This window comes from Streptococcus bouchesdurhonensis (genome assembly GCF_948472335.1).
In genome coordinates this window covers 461,896-480,329 of sequence record NZ_CAOKTW010000001.1, presented here as the reverse complement: position 1 = coordinate 480,329, position 18,434 = coordinate 461,896, and the positions used below count along the sequence as shown (strand labels likewise).

Annotated in this window: 18 protein-coding genes and 1 other annotated feature; of the genes, 16 read left to right on the top strand and 2 right to left on the bottom strand. The window is 40.9% G+C overall.

The window, feature by feature from the left end; genetic code table 11:
• Window positions 1-15: 15 nt before the first annotated feature.
• The 8 genes from msrB (at window position 16) to QMQ21_RS02280 (ending at window position 8,987) form a co-directional block, all read left to right on the top strand.
• Window positions 16-954 carry a peptide-methionine (R)-S-oxide reductase MsrB gene (gene msrB / locus QMQ21_RS02315; RefSeq protein ID WP_120718676.1) on the top strand — a complete coding sequence of 313 codons (939 nt, stop codon included), beginning with the start codon at window positions 16-18 and terminating at the stop codon, window positions 952-954.
• A 60-nt stretch (window positions 955-1,014) separates the two neighbouring features.
• Complete coding sequence (locus tag QMQ21_RS02310) at window positions 1,015-2,739, top strand: ABC transporter ATP-binding protein (RefSeq protein WP_261813829.1); 1,725 nt, start codon at window positions 1,015-1,017, stop codon at window positions 2,737-2,739.
• Window position 2,740: 1 nt separating this feature from the next.
• Window positions 2,741-4,489, top strand: a complete 1,749-nt coding sequence (locus tag QMQ21_RS02305) for an ABC transporter ATP-binding protein (RefSeq protein WP_261078302.1) — start codon at window positions 2,741-2,743, stop codon at window positions 4,487-4,489.
• A gap of 101 nt (window positions 4,490-4,590) precedes the next feature.
• Window positions 4,591-5,850: a TRZ/ATZ family protein gene (locus QMQ21_RS02300; protein ID WP_261813828.1), complete on the top strand. Its 1,260-nt coding sequence runs from the start codon at window positions 4,591-4,593 to the stop codon at window positions 5,848-5,850.
• Window positions 5,851-5,926: 76 nt separating this feature from the next.
• Window positions 5,927-6,062, top strand: a sequence feature (ribosomal protein L10 leader region).
• A 38-nt stretch (window positions 6,063-6,100) separates the two neighbouring features.
• Complete coding sequence (gene rplJ / locus QMQ21_RS02295) at window positions 6,101-6,601, top strand: 50S ribosomal protein L10 (RefSeq protein ID WP_001287277.1); 501 nt, start codon at window positions 6,101-6,103, stop codon at window positions 6,599-6,601.
• A 73-nt stretch (window positions 6,602-6,674) separates the two neighbouring features.
• Complete coding sequence (rplL, locus tag QMQ21_RS02290; RefSeq protein WP_048716072.1) at window positions 6,675-7,043, top strand: 50S ribosomal protein L7/L12; 369 nt, start codon at window positions 6,675-6,677, stop codon at window positions 7,041-7,043.
• Window positions 7,044-7,321: 278 nt separating this feature from the next.
• Complete coding sequence (locus QMQ21_RS02285) at window positions 7,322-8,326, top strand: NADP-dependent oxidoreductase (RefSeq protein ID WP_049547048.1); 1,005 nt, start codon at window positions 7,322-7,324, stop codon at window positions 8,324-8,326.
• 16 nt (window positions 8,327-8,342) lie between these two features.
• On the top strand, window positions 8,343-8,987 hold the full coding sequence (locus QMQ21_RS02280) for a TetR/AcrR family transcriptional regulator (protein WP_020901488.1): 645 nt from the start codon (window positions 8,343-8,345) through the stop codon (window positions 8,985-8,987).
• A gap of 93 nt (window positions 8,988-9,080) precedes the next feature.
• Here QMQ21_RS02280 and gdhA read toward each other — a convergent pair whose 3' ends face one another.
• Window positions 9,081-10,427, bottom strand: coding sequence for an NADP-specific glutamate dehydrogenase (gene gdhA, locus QMQ21_RS02275; protein ID WP_084929621.1), 1,347 nt, complete (start codon window positions 10,425-10,427; stop codon window positions 9,081-9,083).
• Between the two features lie 225 nt (window positions 10,428-10,652).
• Here gdhA and QMQ21_RS02270 point away from each other — a divergent pair, with 225 nt between their 5' ends.
• From QMQ21_RS02270 to QMQ21_RS02235, 8 genes are all read left to right on the top strand, one after another.
• Window positions 10,653-11,588 carry a dihydroorotate oxidase gene (locus tag QMQ21_RS02270; protein ID WP_261813827.1) on the top strand — a complete coding sequence of 312 codons (936 nt, stop codon included), beginning with the start codon at window positions 10,653-10,655 and terminating at the stop codon, window positions 11,586-11,588.
• Window positions 11,589-11,619: 31 nt separating this feature from the next.
• Window positions 11,620-12,657, top strand: coding sequence for a DNA polymerase III subunit delta (gene holA, locus QMQ21_RS02265; protein WP_261813826.1), 1,038 nt, complete (start codon window positions 11,620-11,622; stop codon window positions 12,655-12,657).
• An 8-nt stretch (window positions 12,658-12,665) separates the two neighbouring features.
• Window positions 12,666-12,944: a hypothetical protein gene (locus QMQ21_RS02260; RefSeq protein WP_261813825.1), complete on the top strand. Its 279-nt coding sequence runs from the start codon at window positions 12,666-12,668 to the stop codon at window positions 12,942-12,944.
• An 84-nt stretch (window positions 12,945-13,028) separates the two neighbouring features.
• On the top strand, window positions 13,029-13,634 hold the full coding sequence (gene sodA / locus QMQ21_RS02255; RefSeq protein WP_061586884.1) for a superoxide dismutase SodA: 606 nt from the start codon (window positions 13,029-13,031) through the stop codon (window positions 13,632-13,634).
• Between the two features lie 156 nt (window positions 13,635-13,790).
• On the top strand, window positions 13,791-14,321 hold the full coding sequence (locus QMQ21_RS02250; RefSeq protein ID WP_049551866.1) for a YutD family protein: 531 nt from the start codon (window positions 13,791-13,793) through the stop codon (window positions 14,319-14,321).
• A 20-nt stretch (window positions 14,322-14,341) separates the two neighbouring features.
• A complete protein-coding gene (rlmN, locus tag QMQ21_RS02245) occupies window positions 14,342-15,427 on the top strand; it encodes a dual-specificity RNA methyltransferase RlmN (RefSeq protein WP_000804760.1) in 1,086 nt (361 codons plus the stop codon).
• The gene (locus QMQ21_RS02240; RefSeq protein ID WP_268718153.1) at window positions 15,427-15,909 is read left to right on the top strand and encodes a VanZ family protein; all 483 of its coding nucleotides are present in this window, start codon (window positions 15,427-15,429) and stop codon (window positions 15,907-15,909) included. Before rlmN ends, QMQ21_RS02240 begins: the two co-directional genes overlap by 1 nt.
• A gap of 1 nt (window position 15,910) precedes the next feature.
• On the top strand, window positions 15,911-17,452 hold the full coding sequence (locus QMQ21_RS02235) for an ABC-F family ATP-binding cassette domain-containing protein (protein ID WP_261813824.1): 1,542 nt from the start codon (window positions 15,911-15,913) through the stop codon (window positions 17,450-17,452).
• 54 nt (window positions 17,453-17,506) lie between these two features.
• Here QMQ21_RS02235 and QMQ21_RS02230 read toward each other — a convergent pair whose 3' ends face one another.
• On the bottom strand, window positions 17,507-18,310 hold the full coding sequence (locus tag QMQ21_RS02230) for a peptidylprolyl isomerase (protein ID WP_261813823.1): 804 nt from the start codon (window positions 18,308-18,310) through the stop codon (window positions 17,507-17,509).
• Window positions 18,311-18,434: the final 124 nt, after the last annotated feature.

Below are 18,434 nucleotides of genomic sequence, written 5' to 3'. Positions count from 1 at the left end.
AAAGGAGAAATAAAGATGGCAGAAATTTATCTAGCAGGTGGTTGTTTTTGGGGCCTAGAGGAATATTTTTCACGCATTTCTGGAGTACTAGCAACCAGTGTTGGCTACGCTAATGGTCAAGTCGAAACGACCAATTACCAGTTGCTCAAGGAAACAGACCATGCAGAAACGGTTCAAGTGATTTATGATGAGAAGGCAGTGTCACTCAGAGAGATTTTGCTTTATTATTTCCGTGTCATCGACCCTTTATCTATCAATCAACAAGGGAATGACCGTGGTCGCCAATATCGAACTGGGATCTATTATCAGGATGAATCAGACCTACCTGCTATCTACACAGTGGTGCAGGAGCAGGAGCGCATGCTGGGTCGAAAGATTGCAGTAGAGGTGGAGAAACTTCGCCACTACATTCTGGCTGAAGATTACCACCAAGACTATCTTAAGAAGAATCCTTCAGGTTACTGTCATATCGATGTGACCGATGCTGATAAGCCATTGATTGACGCAGCAAATTATGAAAAGCCTAGTCAAGAGGTATTAAAGGGCAGTTTATCTGAAGAATCCTATCGTGTTACCCAAGAAGCTGCTACAGAGGCTCCATTTACCAATGCCTATGACCAAACCTTTGAAGAAGGGATTTATGTAGATATTACGACAGGTGAGCCCCTCTTTTTTGCCAAGGATAAGTTTGCCTCAGGATGTGGTTGGCCAAGTTTTAGCCGTCCGATTTCCAAGGAATTGATTCATTATTACAAGGATCTCAGCCATGGAATGGAGAGAATTGAGGTTCGTTCTCGGTCGGGAAATGCTCACTTGGGTCATGTTTTCACAGATGGGCCTCGGGAGTTAGGTGGCCTCCGTTACTGTATCAATTCTGCTTCCTTGCGCTTTGTGGCCAAGGATGAGATGGAAGAGGAAGGATATGGCTATCTACTACCTTACTTAAACAAATAAATCAGAGAGGGTGGGTACTTCCCACTTTCTTCATTTCTAGAATACGAATAGAAGGGATTTATGAAACACCTATTATCTTACTTCAAACCTTACATCAAGGAATCAATTTTAGCACCCTTGTTCAAGCTACTTGAAGCTGTGTTTGAGCTCTTAGTTCCTATGGTGATTGCTGGGATTGTTGACCAATCATTGCCCCAGAGGGATCAAGGTCATCTCTGGATGCAGATTGGCCTGCTCCTTATCTTTGCAGTGATTGGCGTTTTAGTGGCCTTAATAGCCCAGTTCTACTCAGCTAAGGCTGCGGTTGGATTTGCCAAAGAATTGACAGGTGACCTCTATCGCCATATTCTTTCCTTGCCCAAGGACAGCAGAGATCGTTTGACCACTTCTAGCTTGGTCACTCGCTTGATTTCGGATACCTACCAGATTCAGACTGGTATCAATCAATTCCTGCGTCTCTTTTTACGAGCGCCTATTATCGTTTTTGGAGCCATTTTTATGGCCTATCGAATCTCAGCTGAGCTGACTCTTTGGTTCTTGGTCATGGTTGTCATTTTGACCATTGTTATTGTAGGGCTCTCTAGACTGGTTAATCCTCTCTACAGCAGTCTGAGAAAGAAAACGGATCAACTGGTTCAGGAAACACGTCAGCAATTACAAGGAATGCGGGTTATTCGTGCTTTTGGACAAGAAAAACGAGAGTTACAGATTTTTCAAACTCTTAACCAAGTCTATGCTAGATTACAAGAAAAGACAGGTTTCTGGTCCAGTTTATTAACACCCCTGACCTATCTGATTGTAAATGGAACCCTCCTCGTTATTATATGGCAAGGCTATATTTCTATTCAAGGAGGATTGCTCAGTCAAGGTGCTCTCATTGCCCTTATCAACTATCTCTTACAGATTTTGGTGGAATTGGTTAAGCTAGCTATGCTGATAAATTCTCTCAATCAGTCCTATATCTCTGCCAAGCGAATCGAGGAAGTTTTTGCTGAGGCTCCAGAAGATATTTATTTAGAATTAGAGAAAAAGCAAGTTACCAGCAATCAGATTTTACAAGTCCAAGAATTGACCTTTACCTATCCTGATGCGGCCCAGCCTTCTCTGAGAGACATTTCCTTTGATATGCAGCAAGGGCAAATCCTTGGTATCATCGGAGGGACGGGTTCTGGTAAATCAAGCTTGGTGCAAGTCTTACTTGGACTTTATCCAGCAGACAAGGGGAGCATTGACCTTTATCGAGATGGATCTAGTCCTAGTAATTTAGAGGAGTGGCGGTCTTGGATTGCCTATGTGCCCCAAAAAGTCGAACTCTTTAAAGGAACCATTCGTTCCAACTTGACTCTAGGTTTACATCAAGAAGTAAGAGACCAAGAACTCTGGCAGGCCTTGGAAATTGCGCAAGCAAAGGATTTTGTCAGTGAAAAGGAAGGACTCTTGGATGCCATAGTTGAGGCAGGAGGGCGAAATTTCTCGGGCGGTCAAAAACAAAGGCTGTCCATCGCACGAGCAGTTTTGCGCCAGACTCCGTTTCTCATCCTAGATGATGCGACCTCAGCACTGGACACTATTACTGAGTCTAAGCTCTTGAAAGCTATCCGAGAAAACCTGCCAAATACAAGTTTAATCTTGATTTCTCAACGGACTTCGACGCTTCAGATGGCAGACAAGATTCTCCTCTTGGAAAAAGGGGAGCTCCTAGCTATCGGCAAGCACGAGGACTTGATGAAATCCAGTCAAGTCTATCGAGAAATCAATGCATCCCAACATGGAAAGGAGGACTAGCATGAGACGACAAACTGCAAATCAAACATTCACACGTTTGGCCAAAGATTTAGCAAGTCATCCCTTCCTTCTTTTTCTAGCCTTTCTAGGAACTATTGCCCAGGTTGGTTTATCGATTTACCTACCAATCTTAATCGGACAGGTCATCGACCAAGTCCTAGTGACGGGCTCTTCACCAGTTTTTTGGCAGATTTTTCTCCAAATGATCTTGGTGGTCATAGGAAATACCCTTGTACAGTGGGTCAATCCTCTTCTCTATAATCGCCTAATCTTCTCTTATACCAGAGACTTGCGAGAGCGAATCATACATAAGCTTCATCGGTTACCGATTGCTTTTGTGGATCGTCAAGGAAGTGGAGAGATGGTCAGTCGTGTGACCACAGACATCGAGCAGTTAGCAGCTGGTTTGACCATGATATTTAACCAATTTTTTATTGGTGTCTTGATGATTTTAGTCAGCATTCTAGCCATGATTCAAATTCATCTCCTCATGACTCTTTTGGTCTTGCTGTTGACGCCACTGTCTATGGTAATTTCACGCTTTATTGCCAAGAGATCCTATCATCTCTTCCAGAAGCAAACAGAGACGAGGGGGATTCAGACACAATTAATTGAAGAATCGTTGAGCCAGCAGACCATTATCCAGTCCTTTAATGCTCAGGAAGAGTTTATCCAAAGGCTGCACGAGGCTAATGCCAATTATGCAGGTTATTCTCAGTCAGCTATCTTTTATTCTTCAACAGTTAATCCTTCGACTCGCTTTGTAAATGCGCTCATTTATGCGCTTCTAGCTGGAGTGGGAGCTTATCGTATAATGATAGGCTCTACCTTGACTATCGGGCGTTTAGTGACTTTTTTGAATTATGTCCAACAGTACACTAAGCCCTTTAACGATATTTCCTCAGTTCTAGCCGAATTGCAAAGTGCTCTTGCTTGCGCAGAGCGTGTCTATGCTGTCTTAGATAGCACTGAGCTGGCTGAAACTGGTAAGGAAGTCTTGACCAGTGACCAAGTTAAAGGAGCTATTTCCTTTAAACATGTCTCTTTTGGTTACCATCCTGAAAAGATTTTGATTAAGGATTTATCTATTGATATTCCAGCTGGTAGCAAGGTGGCTATTGTTGGTCCGACAGGTGCTGGAAAATCAACCCTTATCAATCTCCTCATGCGTTTTTATCCCATTAACTCGGGAGATATCTTGCTGGATGGGAAATCCATTTACAACTATACCCGAGCGTCATTGAGACAGCAGTTTGGCATGGTGCTCCAAGAAACCTGGCTCAAGCAAGGAACTATTCATGATAATATTGCCTTTGGAAATCCTGAAGCCAGTCGGGAACAAGTGATTGCTGCTGCAAAAGCAGCTAATGCAGACTTTTTCATCCAACAGTTGCCACAGGGATACGATACCAAGTTGGAAAATGCGGGAGAATCTCTCTCTGTTGGTCAAGCTCAGCTCTTGACCATCGCCCGAGTCTTTCTAGCTATCCCTAAGATTCTTATCTTAGACGAGGCAACTTCCTCCATCGATACACGGACAGAAGTGCTAGTTCAGGATGCATTTGCTAAACTCATGAAGGGGCGTACAAGCTTTATCATTGCTCACCGTTTGTCAACTATTCAGGATGCAGATTTGATTCTTGTCTTGGTGGATGGCGATATTGTGGAGCATGGCAATCATCAGGACCTCATGGCTAGAAAGGGCAAGTATTACCAAATGCAGCAAGCTGCCGCTTTTAGCTCTGAATAATCCTTTCTACTTTTAAATCTTATGGACAAAAAAAGTTGCCTTTGGGTGACTTTTTTGTTACAATAGCTAGAAAAAATCAAGGCCTTAGAAGGAGAAAAACAATGAAAGTCTATCAGCATGTAAATATCGTGACTTGTGATCAAGATTTCCATGTTTATCTGAATGGAATCTTAGCAGTTAAGGATTCTCAAATCGTCTATGTCGGTCAAGAGAATTCAGAGATTTTAGAGCAAGCTGAGCAGATTATAGACTATCAGGGGGCCTGGATTATGCCTGGTTTGGTCAATTGTCACACCCATTCTGCTATGACAGGATTGAGAGGAATTCGAGATGATAGCAATCTCCATGAATGGCTTAATGACTATATCTGGCCAGCAGAAGCAGGATTTACTCCCGACATGACTACAAGAGCGGTTAAAGAAGCTATGATAGAGATGCTCCAGTCGGGAACAACAACCTTTAACGATATGTATAATCCCAATGGTGTGGATATTGAACGGATTTATCAGGCAGTGAAAACTTCCAAGATGCGTTGTTATTTCTCACCTACCCTCTTTTCTTCGGAGACAGAGACAACTGATGAAACTATAAGCAGAACTCGATTCATCATAGAGAAAATCTTAGAATATAAAAATCCAAATTTCAAGGTGATGGTAGCCCCACATTCTCCTTACAGCTGTAGTAAAGATTTGCTGGAAGAGAGCTTGGAAATGGCAAAAGAGCTGGATATTCCTATCCATATTCATGTTGCGGAGACCAAGGAGGAGTCAGGAATTATTCTAAAACGATACGGCAAACGCCCCCTCGCCTTTCTAGAAGAACTGGGTTACTTAGATCATCCATCTGTCTTTGCTCACGGGGTCGAATTAAACGAGAGAGAAATTGAACGCTTGGCAACTTCTCAAGTGTCTATTGCCCACAATCCTATTAGTAACCTCAAACTGGCATCAGGGATTGCTCCTATCATTCAACTGCAAAAAGCAGGAGTAGCAGTCGGAATTGCGACGGATTCGGTTGCCTCCAATAACAATCTAGATATGTTTGAGGAAGGACGGACTGCAGCCCTTCTTCAGAAGATGAAAAGTGGGGATGCCAGCCAATTCCCAATCGAAACAGCCCTCAAGGCTCTGACAATCGAAGGGGCTAAGGTCCTAGGAATGGAAAATCAGATAGGAAGTCTAGAAGTCGGCAAGCAAGCAGATTTTCTGGTCATCCAACCACAAGGGAAAATCCATCTTCAACCTCAGGCAAATATGCTCTCTCACCTGGTTTATGCTGTTAAATCCAGTGATGTTGATGATGTCTATATCGGCGGAGAACAGGTTGTTAAGCAAGGCCAAGTCCTAACAGTAGAACTTTAAAAGAAAAATCACGAAAAAAGTTTAAAAAAAGTTTGCAAAAATCTTGCATTCTTTTTTTGACTATGCTATACTTATATACGGTTTGAAAAAACTGCCTAAGACAGTAGGGGAGCTCGACTCATAAATTTCCTACCGAGGACAAAACGTATCATGTAAAAAGAAGCGTATTGTACTTTCGTGTCTAGGTTTGGGCGCGTTTTTCTTTTGAAAAATTTCCCCAAGCAAAATAATAACGGAGGTGAACACACTAATGAGTGAAGCAATTATTGCTAAAAAAGCGGAACTAGTTGACGTAGTAGCTGAAAAAATGAAAGCTGCTGCATCTATCGTCGTTGTAGACGCTCGTGGTTTGACAGTTGAGCAAGATACAGTTCTTCGTCGTGAGCTTCGTGGAAGCGAAGTTGAGTATAAAGTGATTAAAAACTCAATCTTGCGTCGTGCAGCTGAAAAAGCTGGTCTTGAAGATCTTGCATCTGTATTTGTTGGACCATCTGCAGTAGCATTTTCTAACGAAGATGTTATCGCACCAGCGAAAATCTTGAACGACTTTTCTAAAAACGCTGAAGCACTTGAAATCAAAGGTGGTGCAATCGAAGGCGCTGTCGCATCTAAAGAAGAGATTCTTGCACTTGCAACTCTTCCAAACCGCGAAGGACTTCTTTCTATGCTCCTTTCTGTACTTCAAGCGCCAGTGCGCAACGTTGCTCTTGCAGTCAAAGCGGTTGCAGACAACAAAGAAGACGCAGCTTAATCTTAAGCTACGCAGCGTAGCCTAGCTACAAAAAAATATTATAAATTTAAAAACTTATTTGGAGGAAATAACAATGGCATTGAACATTGAAAACATTATTGCTGAAATTAAAGAAGCTTCAATCCTTGAATTGAACGACCTTGTAAAAGCTATCGAAGAAGAATTTGGTGTAACTGCAGCTGCTCCTGTAGCTGTTGCTGCAGCTGGTGCTGCTGACGCTGGTGCTGCTAAAGATTCATTCGACGTTGAATTGACATCTGCAGGCGACAAAAAAGTTGGCGTTATCAAAGTTGTACGTGAAATCACAGGTCTTGGTCTTAAAGAAGCTAAAGAACTTGTTGATGGTGCACCAGGTGTCATCAAAGAAGGTGTTGCAGCTGCAGAAGCTGAAGAACTTAAAGCTAAATTGGAAGAAGCTGGAGCTTCAGTTACTCTTAAATAATAGAGCGACTACATTAGTAGCTTAAAAACATAATTAAACCGCTATTCTTAGGACTAGCGGTTTTTATTTTTTTATTCCATGGGGCAAAAATGGAAAGGAATCTTTAAAAGTGAGGAGAGTTAGATTGAAAGAATCATATTTGTAAATCGAAATGATGGATATTTGTATCATGTTATAAATCGTTATCAAACGATAATATTGATTTTCTTACAAATTAAGAGTATAATTTATAAAAATGAGTGTTCACTCAATTTTTGTGAAATTAAGGAGTAAAGAAAATGGTTGTTGAAGCAATAGAGTATAGTCGTTTCGGTAACGAAGAGGTCTTGGATTTGCTGAAGATCGACTCTACAGCCTTGGATGTAAATCAGGTGAGAGTAGAAGTTCATGCTGTTGGTTTAAATCCTATTGATTATAAAACTTATGAGGGAGCGAAACCCCTTCGATTTCTATCTTTTATAACGAAATTAAGGAAACCAAGTCGTTGGTTTGAATCTAAATCATCTTTATTTCCAAGAGGTGTGGGGAGAGATTTTTCTGGAGTTATTACAGAAGTTGGAAATGAAGTAACTAGGTTTTCAGTAGGAGATAAGGTGTTTGGAACAATGATTAGTGATCCTGGTTTGGGAACTAAGAGGGGAGCTTTAGCAACAGAAATTTGTGTCAATGAATCGGAAATTGTATTGAAACCAGAGATGATCGACATGACTCACGCAGCTACTATGGGAGTAGCTTCTCTAACTGTGGGTGGGGCTTTTAGAAGAATCGGTTTAAATTCAAGAGATACTGTTGTTATTTCAGCTGCAGCAGGAGGTATTGGAAGTATTGCAGTACAGTATGCAGTTGCTAAGGGGTCGACAGTGATTGGAATAGCAAGTAAGAAAAATGCAGAGTATCTGAAGTCTTTAGGTGCCATACCAGTAAGTTACGAAGAGAACATCAAGAAGGCTCTTCTATCAGCTAGTCCAACGCCTATTACAAAGTTTTTGGATTGTTATGGATCTGATTATGTTAGATTGGCTTTTAGTTTAGGTTTGAAGGGAACAGCTATTGGGACATTAGTACCTTCACCCTATGTTATGATAAAAGGTGCTCAGTTTACTGGTCCGAGACATTCTACATACGATGATTTTAGCACTTTAGCTGAAATGGTCTCAGACGGGAAGGTTCAGCTGAAAATTGATCAAGTGTATGACTTTTCTCTAAAGTCAGTTAGAGAAGCCTATCGTAGTCTGAAAATGGGACACAGTCGAGGCAAAAAAGTCGTAAAAGTAAGAGAGTAGGAGAGAGGTGCTAGCGATGGAAAGTTTAGAACAAAAGTATGCTCAGACGTTAGAAGTTAGCAACTTGAGCTTGAAACAACGTCGAGTATTATTATCAAGCTTAAAATTATTCTCAGAAATTGGATTTGAGAATACAACATCCAGCCTTATTGCCGAACGAGCTGGAGTGTCAGAAGGAACTGTTTTTAGTTACTTTAAAACGAAGGAAGGTATTTTAGAAGCCATTTTATCTACTTTTCTAGAACAGGTTATTCCAGAAGTGATTGCGGATTTCTCAGAAAAGAAATTCACAGTAGATCAGGAAACTTTTCCCTTCTTTTTAAAAAGTATTGTTCGAGATAGGCTCTTTTTCATTCAGGAGAACCAAATGCATGTTAAAATTCTCTTGGGGCGTTCTTTTATTGATAAAAATCTTTCTATCCAGTTAGGAAATATTATTGTTCAATCTATAATAGAACCAATTAGCCCTGTTTTAAATCAATTTAAAGAAAAGGGACTTATTCTAAATTGGTCAAATGAAAGAATTGTTCGTTACATCTTAGCATTGAGTTTTTCTTATCTTATTCCCATGATGTTGAATGATGAAGGAACTATAAACATAGATGAAGCAGTTGATGAGATTGTTGAATGTTTGTCATCTGCCCTAATGAAAGTAAAATAAATTCTGATGTTAAAACTCACTGTTAATGGTGAGTTTTTTGGATTCAACATAAAAATCCCCAATCGTAGCGATTGAGGATTAAGCAAATGAATCTTAAACAATACCTTGTGCAATCATAGCATTTGCTACATTTTCAAAGGCAGCAATGTTAGCTCCTGCAAGGTAGTCTTTATCAAGACCATATGTTTCTGAAGTTGTTTTAGCTGTGTTGAAGATGTTTGTCATGATGTCTTTGAGACGTCCATCAACTTCTTCACGAGTCCATGAGAGGCGAAGGCTATTTTGGCTCATTTCAAGGGCTGAAACGGCTACACCACCAGCGTTGGCAGCTTTGGCAGGTCCGTAGAAGATACCATTTTCTTTGTAGACTTTGATGGCATCAAGGTCGCTTGGCATGTTGGCACCTTCAGATACACAGATCACGCCTTGAGCAACCAAACGTTTAGCTGCTTCACCGTTGATTTCGTTTTGAGTCGCACATGGAAGCGCGATGTCATAGTTTCCAGCGTAAGTCCATACAGAACCTTCATGATAAGTAGCAGTTGCTTTTTCAGCTGCATACTCAGTCAAACGAGCGCGACGTTTTTCTTTAACGTCAACCAAAAGATCGAAGTCGATACCATTTTCATCGATGACATAACCATTTGAATCAGATACAGAGATAACAGTTGCACCAAGTTCAGTCGCTTTTTGAAGAGCGTATTGAGCAACGTTACCAGAACCTGAAATAACAACTTTCTTACCAGCAAAACTATTACCGTTAGCTTTAAGCATTTCTTCAGTGTAGTAAACCAAACCGTAACCAGTTGCTTCTGGACGAATCAAACTACCACCAAATCCAAGAGGTTTACCAGTCAAGACACCAGCATCAAATTGGTTAAGGCGTTTGTATTGACCGTAAAGGTAACCAATTTCACGTCCACCAACACCGATATCACCAGCAGGTACGTCAAGTGATGGGCCGATGTATTTTTGCAATTCAGTCATGAAGCTTTGGCAGAAGCGCATCACTTCAGCATCTGTTTTACCTTTAGGATCGAAGTCTGATCCACCTTTACCTCCACCGATAGGAAGTCCAGTCAAGACGTTTTTAAAGATTTGTTCAAACCCGAGAAATTTCAAAATCCCTTGGTTTACAGTTGGGTGGAAACGAAGTCCGCCTTTGTATGGTCCAACAGCTGAGTTGAATTGAACACGGTAACCACGGTTTACTTGAATTTTTCCATCACGGTCAACCCAAGGAACACGGAAAGAAATCACGCGCTCTGGCTCAGTAATACGTGCCAAGATATTTTCTTCGATATACTCAGGGTGTTTTTCAAATACAGGTTCCAAAGTGTTGAAAAATTCTTCAACAGCTTGGAGGAATTCAGCCTCGTGCCCGTTACGAGCTTTTACAGTTTCAAACACGCTTTGGATATATTCTTTAGCAGATGTCATATCGTTCTCCTTAAATTCTAATTTAATTATGTGTGTCATTATAGCAGAATTTTTTTTAACTGTAAAGAGAAAAACAAAAATTTTCTAAAAATTCTTTCAATTTGAAACAACTGATTTAGAACATGCTAAAAAACGAACCTTTTTCTTTGAAATATCTTTCTCAAAGAGAAAATCTGAAAATATGGTATAATATTAGCAATAAAAGGAATCTGGAGGATCAGAATCATGGTATCAACGAAAACACAAATTGCTGGTTTTGAGTTTGAAAATTGTTTGATGAATGCGGCAGGTGTGGCTTGTATGACGATAGCAGAGTTAGAAGGCGTTAAAAACTCAGCAGCAGGAACCTTTGTCACGAAGACAGCGACCTTGGACTTTCGTCAGGGAAATCCTGAGCCACGCTATCAAGATGTTCCACTTGGTTCTATCAACTCTATGGGCTTGCCAAATAATGGCTTAGACTATTATTTGGATTATCTTTTGGATTTGCAAGAAAAAGAGCCAAACAGAACTTTCTTCCTATCTCTAGTCGGCATGTCTCCAGAGGAAACCCATACTATCTTGAAAAAAGTCCAAGAGAGTGATTTTCGTGGTCTGACTGAGCTAAACCTCTCCTGTCCAAATGTTCCAGGAAAACCTCAGATTGCCTATGATTTTGAGACAACAGACCGGATTTTGGCAGAGGTATTTGCCTACTTCACAAAGCCTCTTGGAATTAAATTGCCACCATATTTTGACATTGTTCACTTTGACCAAGCGGCAGCTATTTTCAATAAGTATCCTCTTAAGTTTGTCAACTGCGTCAACTCAATCGGAAACGGCCTTTATATAGAAGATGAGTCTGTTGTTATCCGTCCTAAAAATGGTTTTGGGGGCATTGGTGGTGAGTATATTAAACCAACTGCTCTAGCTAATGTTCATGCTTTCTACCAACGCTTAAATCCTCAAATCCAAATTATCGGAACAGGTGGCGTTCTGACTGGTCGAGATGCCTTTGAACATATCCTCTGTGGAGCAAGTATGGTGCAGGTGGGAACCACCCTTCACAAAGAAGGAGTTGGTGCTTTTGACCGCATTACCAATGAACTAAAAGAAATCATGTCGGAAAAAGGGTACGAGAGTCTAGAAGATTTCCGTGGGAAATTACGCTATATTGATTAAATTCATTAAAAATCAGAAGAAAGGAGAGAAGATGCTAGCCATTGAAGAAAGTCAGAAATTGACTTTATCAAATTTACCGAGCCTGAGCCTTTTTACAGGGACAGACCAGGGTCAGTTTGAAGTGATGAAGAGTCAAGTGTTGAAACAGATTGGTTATGATTCTGCTGACCTCAACTTTGCCTACTTTGATATGAAAGAAGTGGTCTACAAGGATGTGGAACTGGAGTTGGTCAGCCTTCCTTTCTTTGCGGATGAGAAAATCGTGATATTGGATCATTTTGTCGATATCACGACTGCTAAAAAGCGCTTTTTGACAGATGATGAGCTCAAGTCGTTCGAAGAATACCTTGATAACCCTTCACCAACAACCAAGTTGTTAATCTTTGCAGAAGGAAAACTGGATAGCAAGAGACGGTTGGTTAAATTACTTAAGCGTGATGCTCATGTCTTTGATGTAGTAGAAGCCAAAGAACAAGAATTGCGCCAGTATTTCCAAAAGTGGAGCCAGAAAGAAGGCCTGCAGTTTGCCAATCATTCTTTTGAAAATCTCCTCATCAAGTCGGGGTTTCAATTTAGCGAAATTCAGAAAAATCTTCTCTTTTTACAGTCCTATAAGGAAGATTCTATTATCGAGGAAGAGGATATTGTCAACGCTATTCCCAAGACCTTGCAGGACAATATTTTTGATTTAACTCAGTTTATTCTGACTAAAAAGATGGATCAGGCGCGCGATTTGGTTAGAGACTTGACCTTGCAAGGTGAAGATGAAATCAAACTGATTGCAGTCATGCTAAGACAATTTCGGACTTTTACTCAGGTGAAAATTTTGTCGGAGTCTGGACAAGCAGAATCTCAGATTGCAAGTAGTTTAGGCAGTTTTCTCGGACGCAATCCCAATCCCTATCAGATTAAGTTTGCGCTGAGAGATTCACGAGGACTTTCCTTGAGCTTTTTGAAGCAAGCTATTTCCTATTTGATTGAGACAGACTATCAGATTAAAACAGGTCTTTATGAAAAAGGTTTCCTTTTTGAAAAGGCACTCCTACAGATTGCTAGTCAGGTAAATTGAAATTATTTTTGAAACTACAACCCGCGTCAAGATTATCTTGTCGTGGGTTTCTTAGTGATTTACTTATTTTATACTCAAGGAAAATCAAAGAGCAAACTAGGAAACTAGCCCCAGGTTGCTCAAAGCACTGCTTTGAGGTTGTAAATAAGACTGACGAAGTCAGCTCAAAACATGTTTTTGAGGTTGCGGATGAAACTGACGAAGTCAGTAACTATACCTACGGCAAGGCGACGTTGACGCGGTTTGAAGAGATTTTCGAAGAGTATTATTCGAAAGTATGTCAGTGATTTCCTCATCTATAAGCAAAAAACTTGAAAAAAGTGAATGTTTACGTTATCATTTTCATATAGAAAGAAAAAGAGGTATTACAGATGGCTATTATCTTACCAGATCTTCCATATGCATACGACGCTTTGGAACCATACATCGATGCGGAAACAATGCACTTGCACCATGACAAACACCATCAAACTTATGTCAACAATGCTAATGCAGCTCTTGAAAAACACCCTGAAATCGGTGAAGACCTTGAAGCCTTGCTTGCTAATGTAGAATCTATTCCAGCTGATATCCGTCAAGCACTTATCAACAACGGTGGCGGACACTTGAACCACGCTCTTTTCTGGGAATTGATGACTCCTGAAAAAACAGCTCCATCAGCAGAACTTGCAGCAGCAATCGATGCAACATTTGGTTCATTTGAAGAATTCCAAGCAGCCTTCACTGCAGCAGCAACAACTCGTTTCGGTTCAGGATGGGCATGGTTGGTTGTCAACAAAGAAGGTAAACTTGAAGTGACTTCAACAGCAAACCAAGACACACCAATCTCAGAAGGTAAAAAACCAATCTTGGGCTTGGACGTTTGGGAACATGCTTACTACGTGAAATACCGCAACGTGCGTCCTGACTACATCAAAGCTTTCTTCTCAGTGATTAACTGGAACAAAGTAGATGAATTGTACGCAGCTGCTAAATAATGATAGTTGGAGGGAAGAATTGTTCTTCTCTTTTTAAGGTTATATTATTTTTGTCTGACAAAATCGTCAGACTTTTTTCATTTTTATGAGAAACGTGCTAACTGCTAGAAATTATGGTAGAATAAAGTATTAAGTAATCGTGAAAAAAGGATATCTATGCGAAAAGAAATTGCACCTGAATTATACAACTATAACAAGTTTCCTGGTCCTGAGTTCCATTTACATGGGGACAAGGTCGAAACGGAAGGGATCGCTTTTTCCTTGGTGGAAAATATCAAGGATGCCTTTGATGTGACGGCTTTTAATCAGCGTTTTTCAGAAGTCTTAACCAAGTTTGATTATATCGTGGGAGACTGGAGCAACGAACAGCTTCGCCTACGAGGTTTTTATAAGGATGACCGAACAGAAGAAAAACTTGAAAAAATCAGTCGTTTACAAGACTACCTTTTAGAGTATTGTAGTTATGGTTGTGCCTATTTTGTCTTAGAAAATGAAGCTCCTAAGCGAGCATCATTTGACAAGAAAATGCGTAAGAAGGAAGAAGAAACACCTTCTAAAAAAGGAAAGAAACCGGTTCAAACCAAACGAAAACCGAATGCAGATAAGAAAAATCGACGTCGTCAGAAAGACCAGCATTCTCAGAAAGAGGACAAGGGGCAACGTCATTTTGTCATTCGTCAGAAGTGAGTAGAGAATAAGGAGTAGAAATGAAACCGTCAATTTATAGTTTAACACGTCAAACCATGCAGGAATGGGTATTGGAGCAGGGAGAAAAGAAATTTCGTGCAGATCAAATCTGGGAATGGCTTTACCGTAAACGTGTCCAGTCATTTGAAGAGATGACCAACCTTTCAAAGGATTTGATTGCTAAGCTTAATGACCAGTTTGTAGTCAATCCCTTGAAACAACGCATCGTGCAAGAGTCAGCCGACGGTACTGTTAAGTATCTTTTTGAGTTGCCAGATGGTATGTTGATTGAGACAGTACTGATGCGTCAACACTACGGGCTGTCAGTCTGTGTGACCACTCAGGTCGGATGTAATATCGGTTGTACCTTCTGTGCCTCTGGTTTGATTAAGAAACAACGTGACCTCAATAACGGTGAAATCGTAGCGCAAATCATGCTGGTTCAGAAATACTTTGATGAACGTGGTCAGGATGAACGCGTCAGTCATATTGTTGTCATGGGAATCGGTGAGCCCTTTGATAACTACAACAATGTCTTAAATTTCGTTCGCACTATCAACGATGATAAGGGAATGGCTATAGGTGCTCGTCACATCACGGTTTCAACCTCAGGTTTGGCCCATAAAATTCGTGATTTTGCTAATGAAGGAGTTCAGGTCAATCTTGCCGTTTCCCTTCACGCACCCAATAATGAATTGCGCTCAAGCATCATGAAGATTAACCGTGCCTTTCCGATTGAAAAACTCTTTGCTGCTATTGAGTACTACATCGAAACAACAAATCGTCGTGTGACCTTTGAGTATATCATGCTCAATGAAGTCAATGATGGTGTAGAACAAGCCTTAGAATTGGCTGAATTGCTCAAGAATATCAAGAAATTGTCTTATGTAAACTTGATTCCTTATAACCCAGTTAGTGAGCATGACCAATATAGCCGTAGTCCTAAAGAGCGCGTCCTGGCCTTTTATGATACGCTTAAGAAAAAAGGGGTTAACTGTGTGGTTCGTCAAGAGCATGGTACTGATATTGATGCAGCTTGTGGACAATTGCGTTCTAATACAATGAAACGTGACCGCCAGAAAGCAGTCGCAGCAGTCAATCCTTAATGATGAAGAAGACTTATAATCGTATTTTGGTCTGGGGAGTCATTTTCTATAGTATTTGTATCGTTTACTTTTGCTTTACTCCTCAAGAACATTCTCCCGTGGGGGTGGAAACTCCAGGTATTCAGCATCTTGGACGCCTGGTTTTTCTTTTGACTCCTTTCAATTCTTTCTGGAAACTGGGTGAAGTGAGTGACATAGGACAATTATGTTGGCTTTTTCTACAAAATATCCTCAATGTCTTCTTACTTTTTCCTCTGATTTTCCAACTCCTTTATCTCCTTCCAAATTTGCGTAAGACAAGAAAAGTGATCTTTTTCAGTTTTCTTATAAGCCTAGGAATTGAGTGTACGCAGTTAGTCTTAGATTTTTTCTTTGATTTTAATCGCGTCTTTGAGATTGATGATTTGTGGACCAATACCTTGGGTGGCTATCTGGCTTGGCTTCTCTATAAACAATTACATAAAAACAAGATAAGGAATTAAAATGAGTATTTTAGAAGTTAAAAATCTGAGTCATGGTTTTGGTGACCGTGCAATTTTTGAAGATGTGTCCTTCCGTCTCCTTAAGGGAGAACATATCGGTCTGGTCGGTGCCAATGGTGAAGGAAAATCAACCTTTATGAGTATCGTGACTGGTAAAATGCTGCCAGATGAAGGAAAGGTAGAGTGGTCCAAATATGTAACGGCTGGTTACTTGGATCAGCACTCTGTCCTTGCTGAAGGGCAGTCGGTGCGCGATGTTCTCCGTACTGCTTTTGATGAGCTTTTCAAAGCAGAAGCCCGTATCAATGACCTCTATATGGAAATGGCTGAAGATGGAGCGGATGTTGATGCTCTCACGGAAGAAGTGGGAGAACTTCAAGACCGTTTAGAGAGTCGTGATTTCTATACCTTGGATGCTAAGATTGATGAAGTAGCGCGTGCCCTTGGTGTCATGGACTTTGGCATGGATACAGATGTAACCTCTTTGTCAGGTGGACAAAGAACCAAGGTGCTTTTGGCAAAACTTCTCCTTGAAAAGCCTGATATCTTACTTTTGGACGAGCCGACCAACTACTTGGATGCCGAGCATATTGATTGGCTTAAGCGCTATCTCCAAAACTATGAGAATGCCTTTGTCCTTATTTCACACGATATTCCATTCCTAAATGACGTTATCAATATCGTCTATCATGTGGAAAATCAACAGCTGACGCGTTATTCTGGTGACTACTACCAGTTCCAAGAAGTCTATGCTATGAAGAAATCTCAGCTAGAGGCTGCCTACGAACGTCAGCAAAAAGAAATTGCGGACCTTAAGGACTTTGTTGCCCGAAACAAAGCGCGTGTTGCAACACGAAACATGGCCATGTCCCGTCAGAAGAAATTGGATAAGATGGATATTATCGAACTGCAAAGTGAGAAACCAAAACCATCCTTTGATTTCAAACCAGCTCGTACGCCAGGGCGCTTTATCTTCCAAGCCAAGGATTTGCAAATTGGTTATGATCGTCCTCTGACCAAGCCTTTAAATCTTACCTTTGAACGTAATCAAAAGGTTGCTATTATCGGGGCAAATGGTATCGGGAAAACAACTCTCTTGAAGTCTCTCTTGGGCATTATTCCGCCAATTGCTGGGGAGGTTGAACGTGGAGACTACCTAGAACTTGGCTACTTTGAGCAGGAAGTAGAAGGTGGCAATCGTCAAACACCACTTGAAGCTGTCTGGAATGCCTTTCCTGCACTTAACCAAGCAGAAGTTCGTGCAGCCCTTGCCCGTTGTGGTTTGACAACTAAGCATATCGAAAGTCAAATTCAGGTTTTGTCAGGTGGGGAACAAGCCAAAGTTCGTTTCTGTCTCTTGATGAATCGTGAAAACAACGTTTTAGTGCTGGACGAGCCGACCAACCACTTGGATGTGGATGCCAAGGATGAACTCAAACGCGCTCTTAAAGAATACAAAGGGTCTATCCTTATGGTCTGCCACGAACCAGACTTCTATGAAGGCTGGATGGACCAAATCTGGGATTTTAATAATCTAACTTAAAAATGAGGATAAAAGAAATACAGTACCGAATGTGGATACTGTATTTTTTGGTTTTTAAGATTTAAAATCGTAGTCTTTCACCACTTCGATGCTGTCGATTGTGATAGCAGTAGTCGGCTTGTCTTTTTCATCTTTTTCGGCTTTAGCAATTTTATCTACAACATCCATACCGTCAATCACTTGACCAAAGACTGGGTGTTTGCCATCTAGACTAGGGTTTCCCCCTTCTTTATAGGCTTCGATGATTTTCTTTGGATACTTGCTTGTAGGGAGTTTAGCAGAGGTATCGGTAGAGTTTTGGTTGATGAAGAACTGGCTGCCATTGGTGTTTGGTTGACCAGTATTAGCCATAGAAAGAGCACCACGGATGTTATAGAGATAAGGAGTAATCTCGTTTTTGAAACCAGTTCCCTTGTCTTTAGTTTTATCCTTGTCATGCCAGATAGACTGACCACCTGTACCGTCTCCATTTGGATCTCCAGTTTGGACCATAAAACCATCGATGACACGGTGGAAGGTAATGCCGTTATAGTAGCCTTCTTTGGCATGAGTGAGGAAGTTTTCAACCGCTAGAGGAGCGAGTTTAGGGAAGAGTTTGATACGGATATCTCCTTGACTTGTGTGGAGAATCACTTCAGCCTCATCTTCAGAAACTTCCTTAGAAAGTTGGGGGAAATTGGCATTCTCGTTTGTTAAAGCATCGTTTAACTCCTTGGCAGATTGTGCTGCTGCTTTGGAGCTTTCCTCAGCAGCCAAGCTAGAATTTACATAGTCATCACCACGCAAACTACGTTGGATGTTGTCACATCCAGCTAGGGCTACAGTGGATAGTAAAAGAAGGGTTGCTAGTTTTTTCATTCTTTTCCTCTCAAAAATTCATTTCTACCATTGTACCCTAAAAGGAAGTGGATTTCAAATATTAGTGACAAGACAGTTTAAGAGGAAGCCAACCAGAAAGTCGCTTGTTTAGGGGTATCAATAC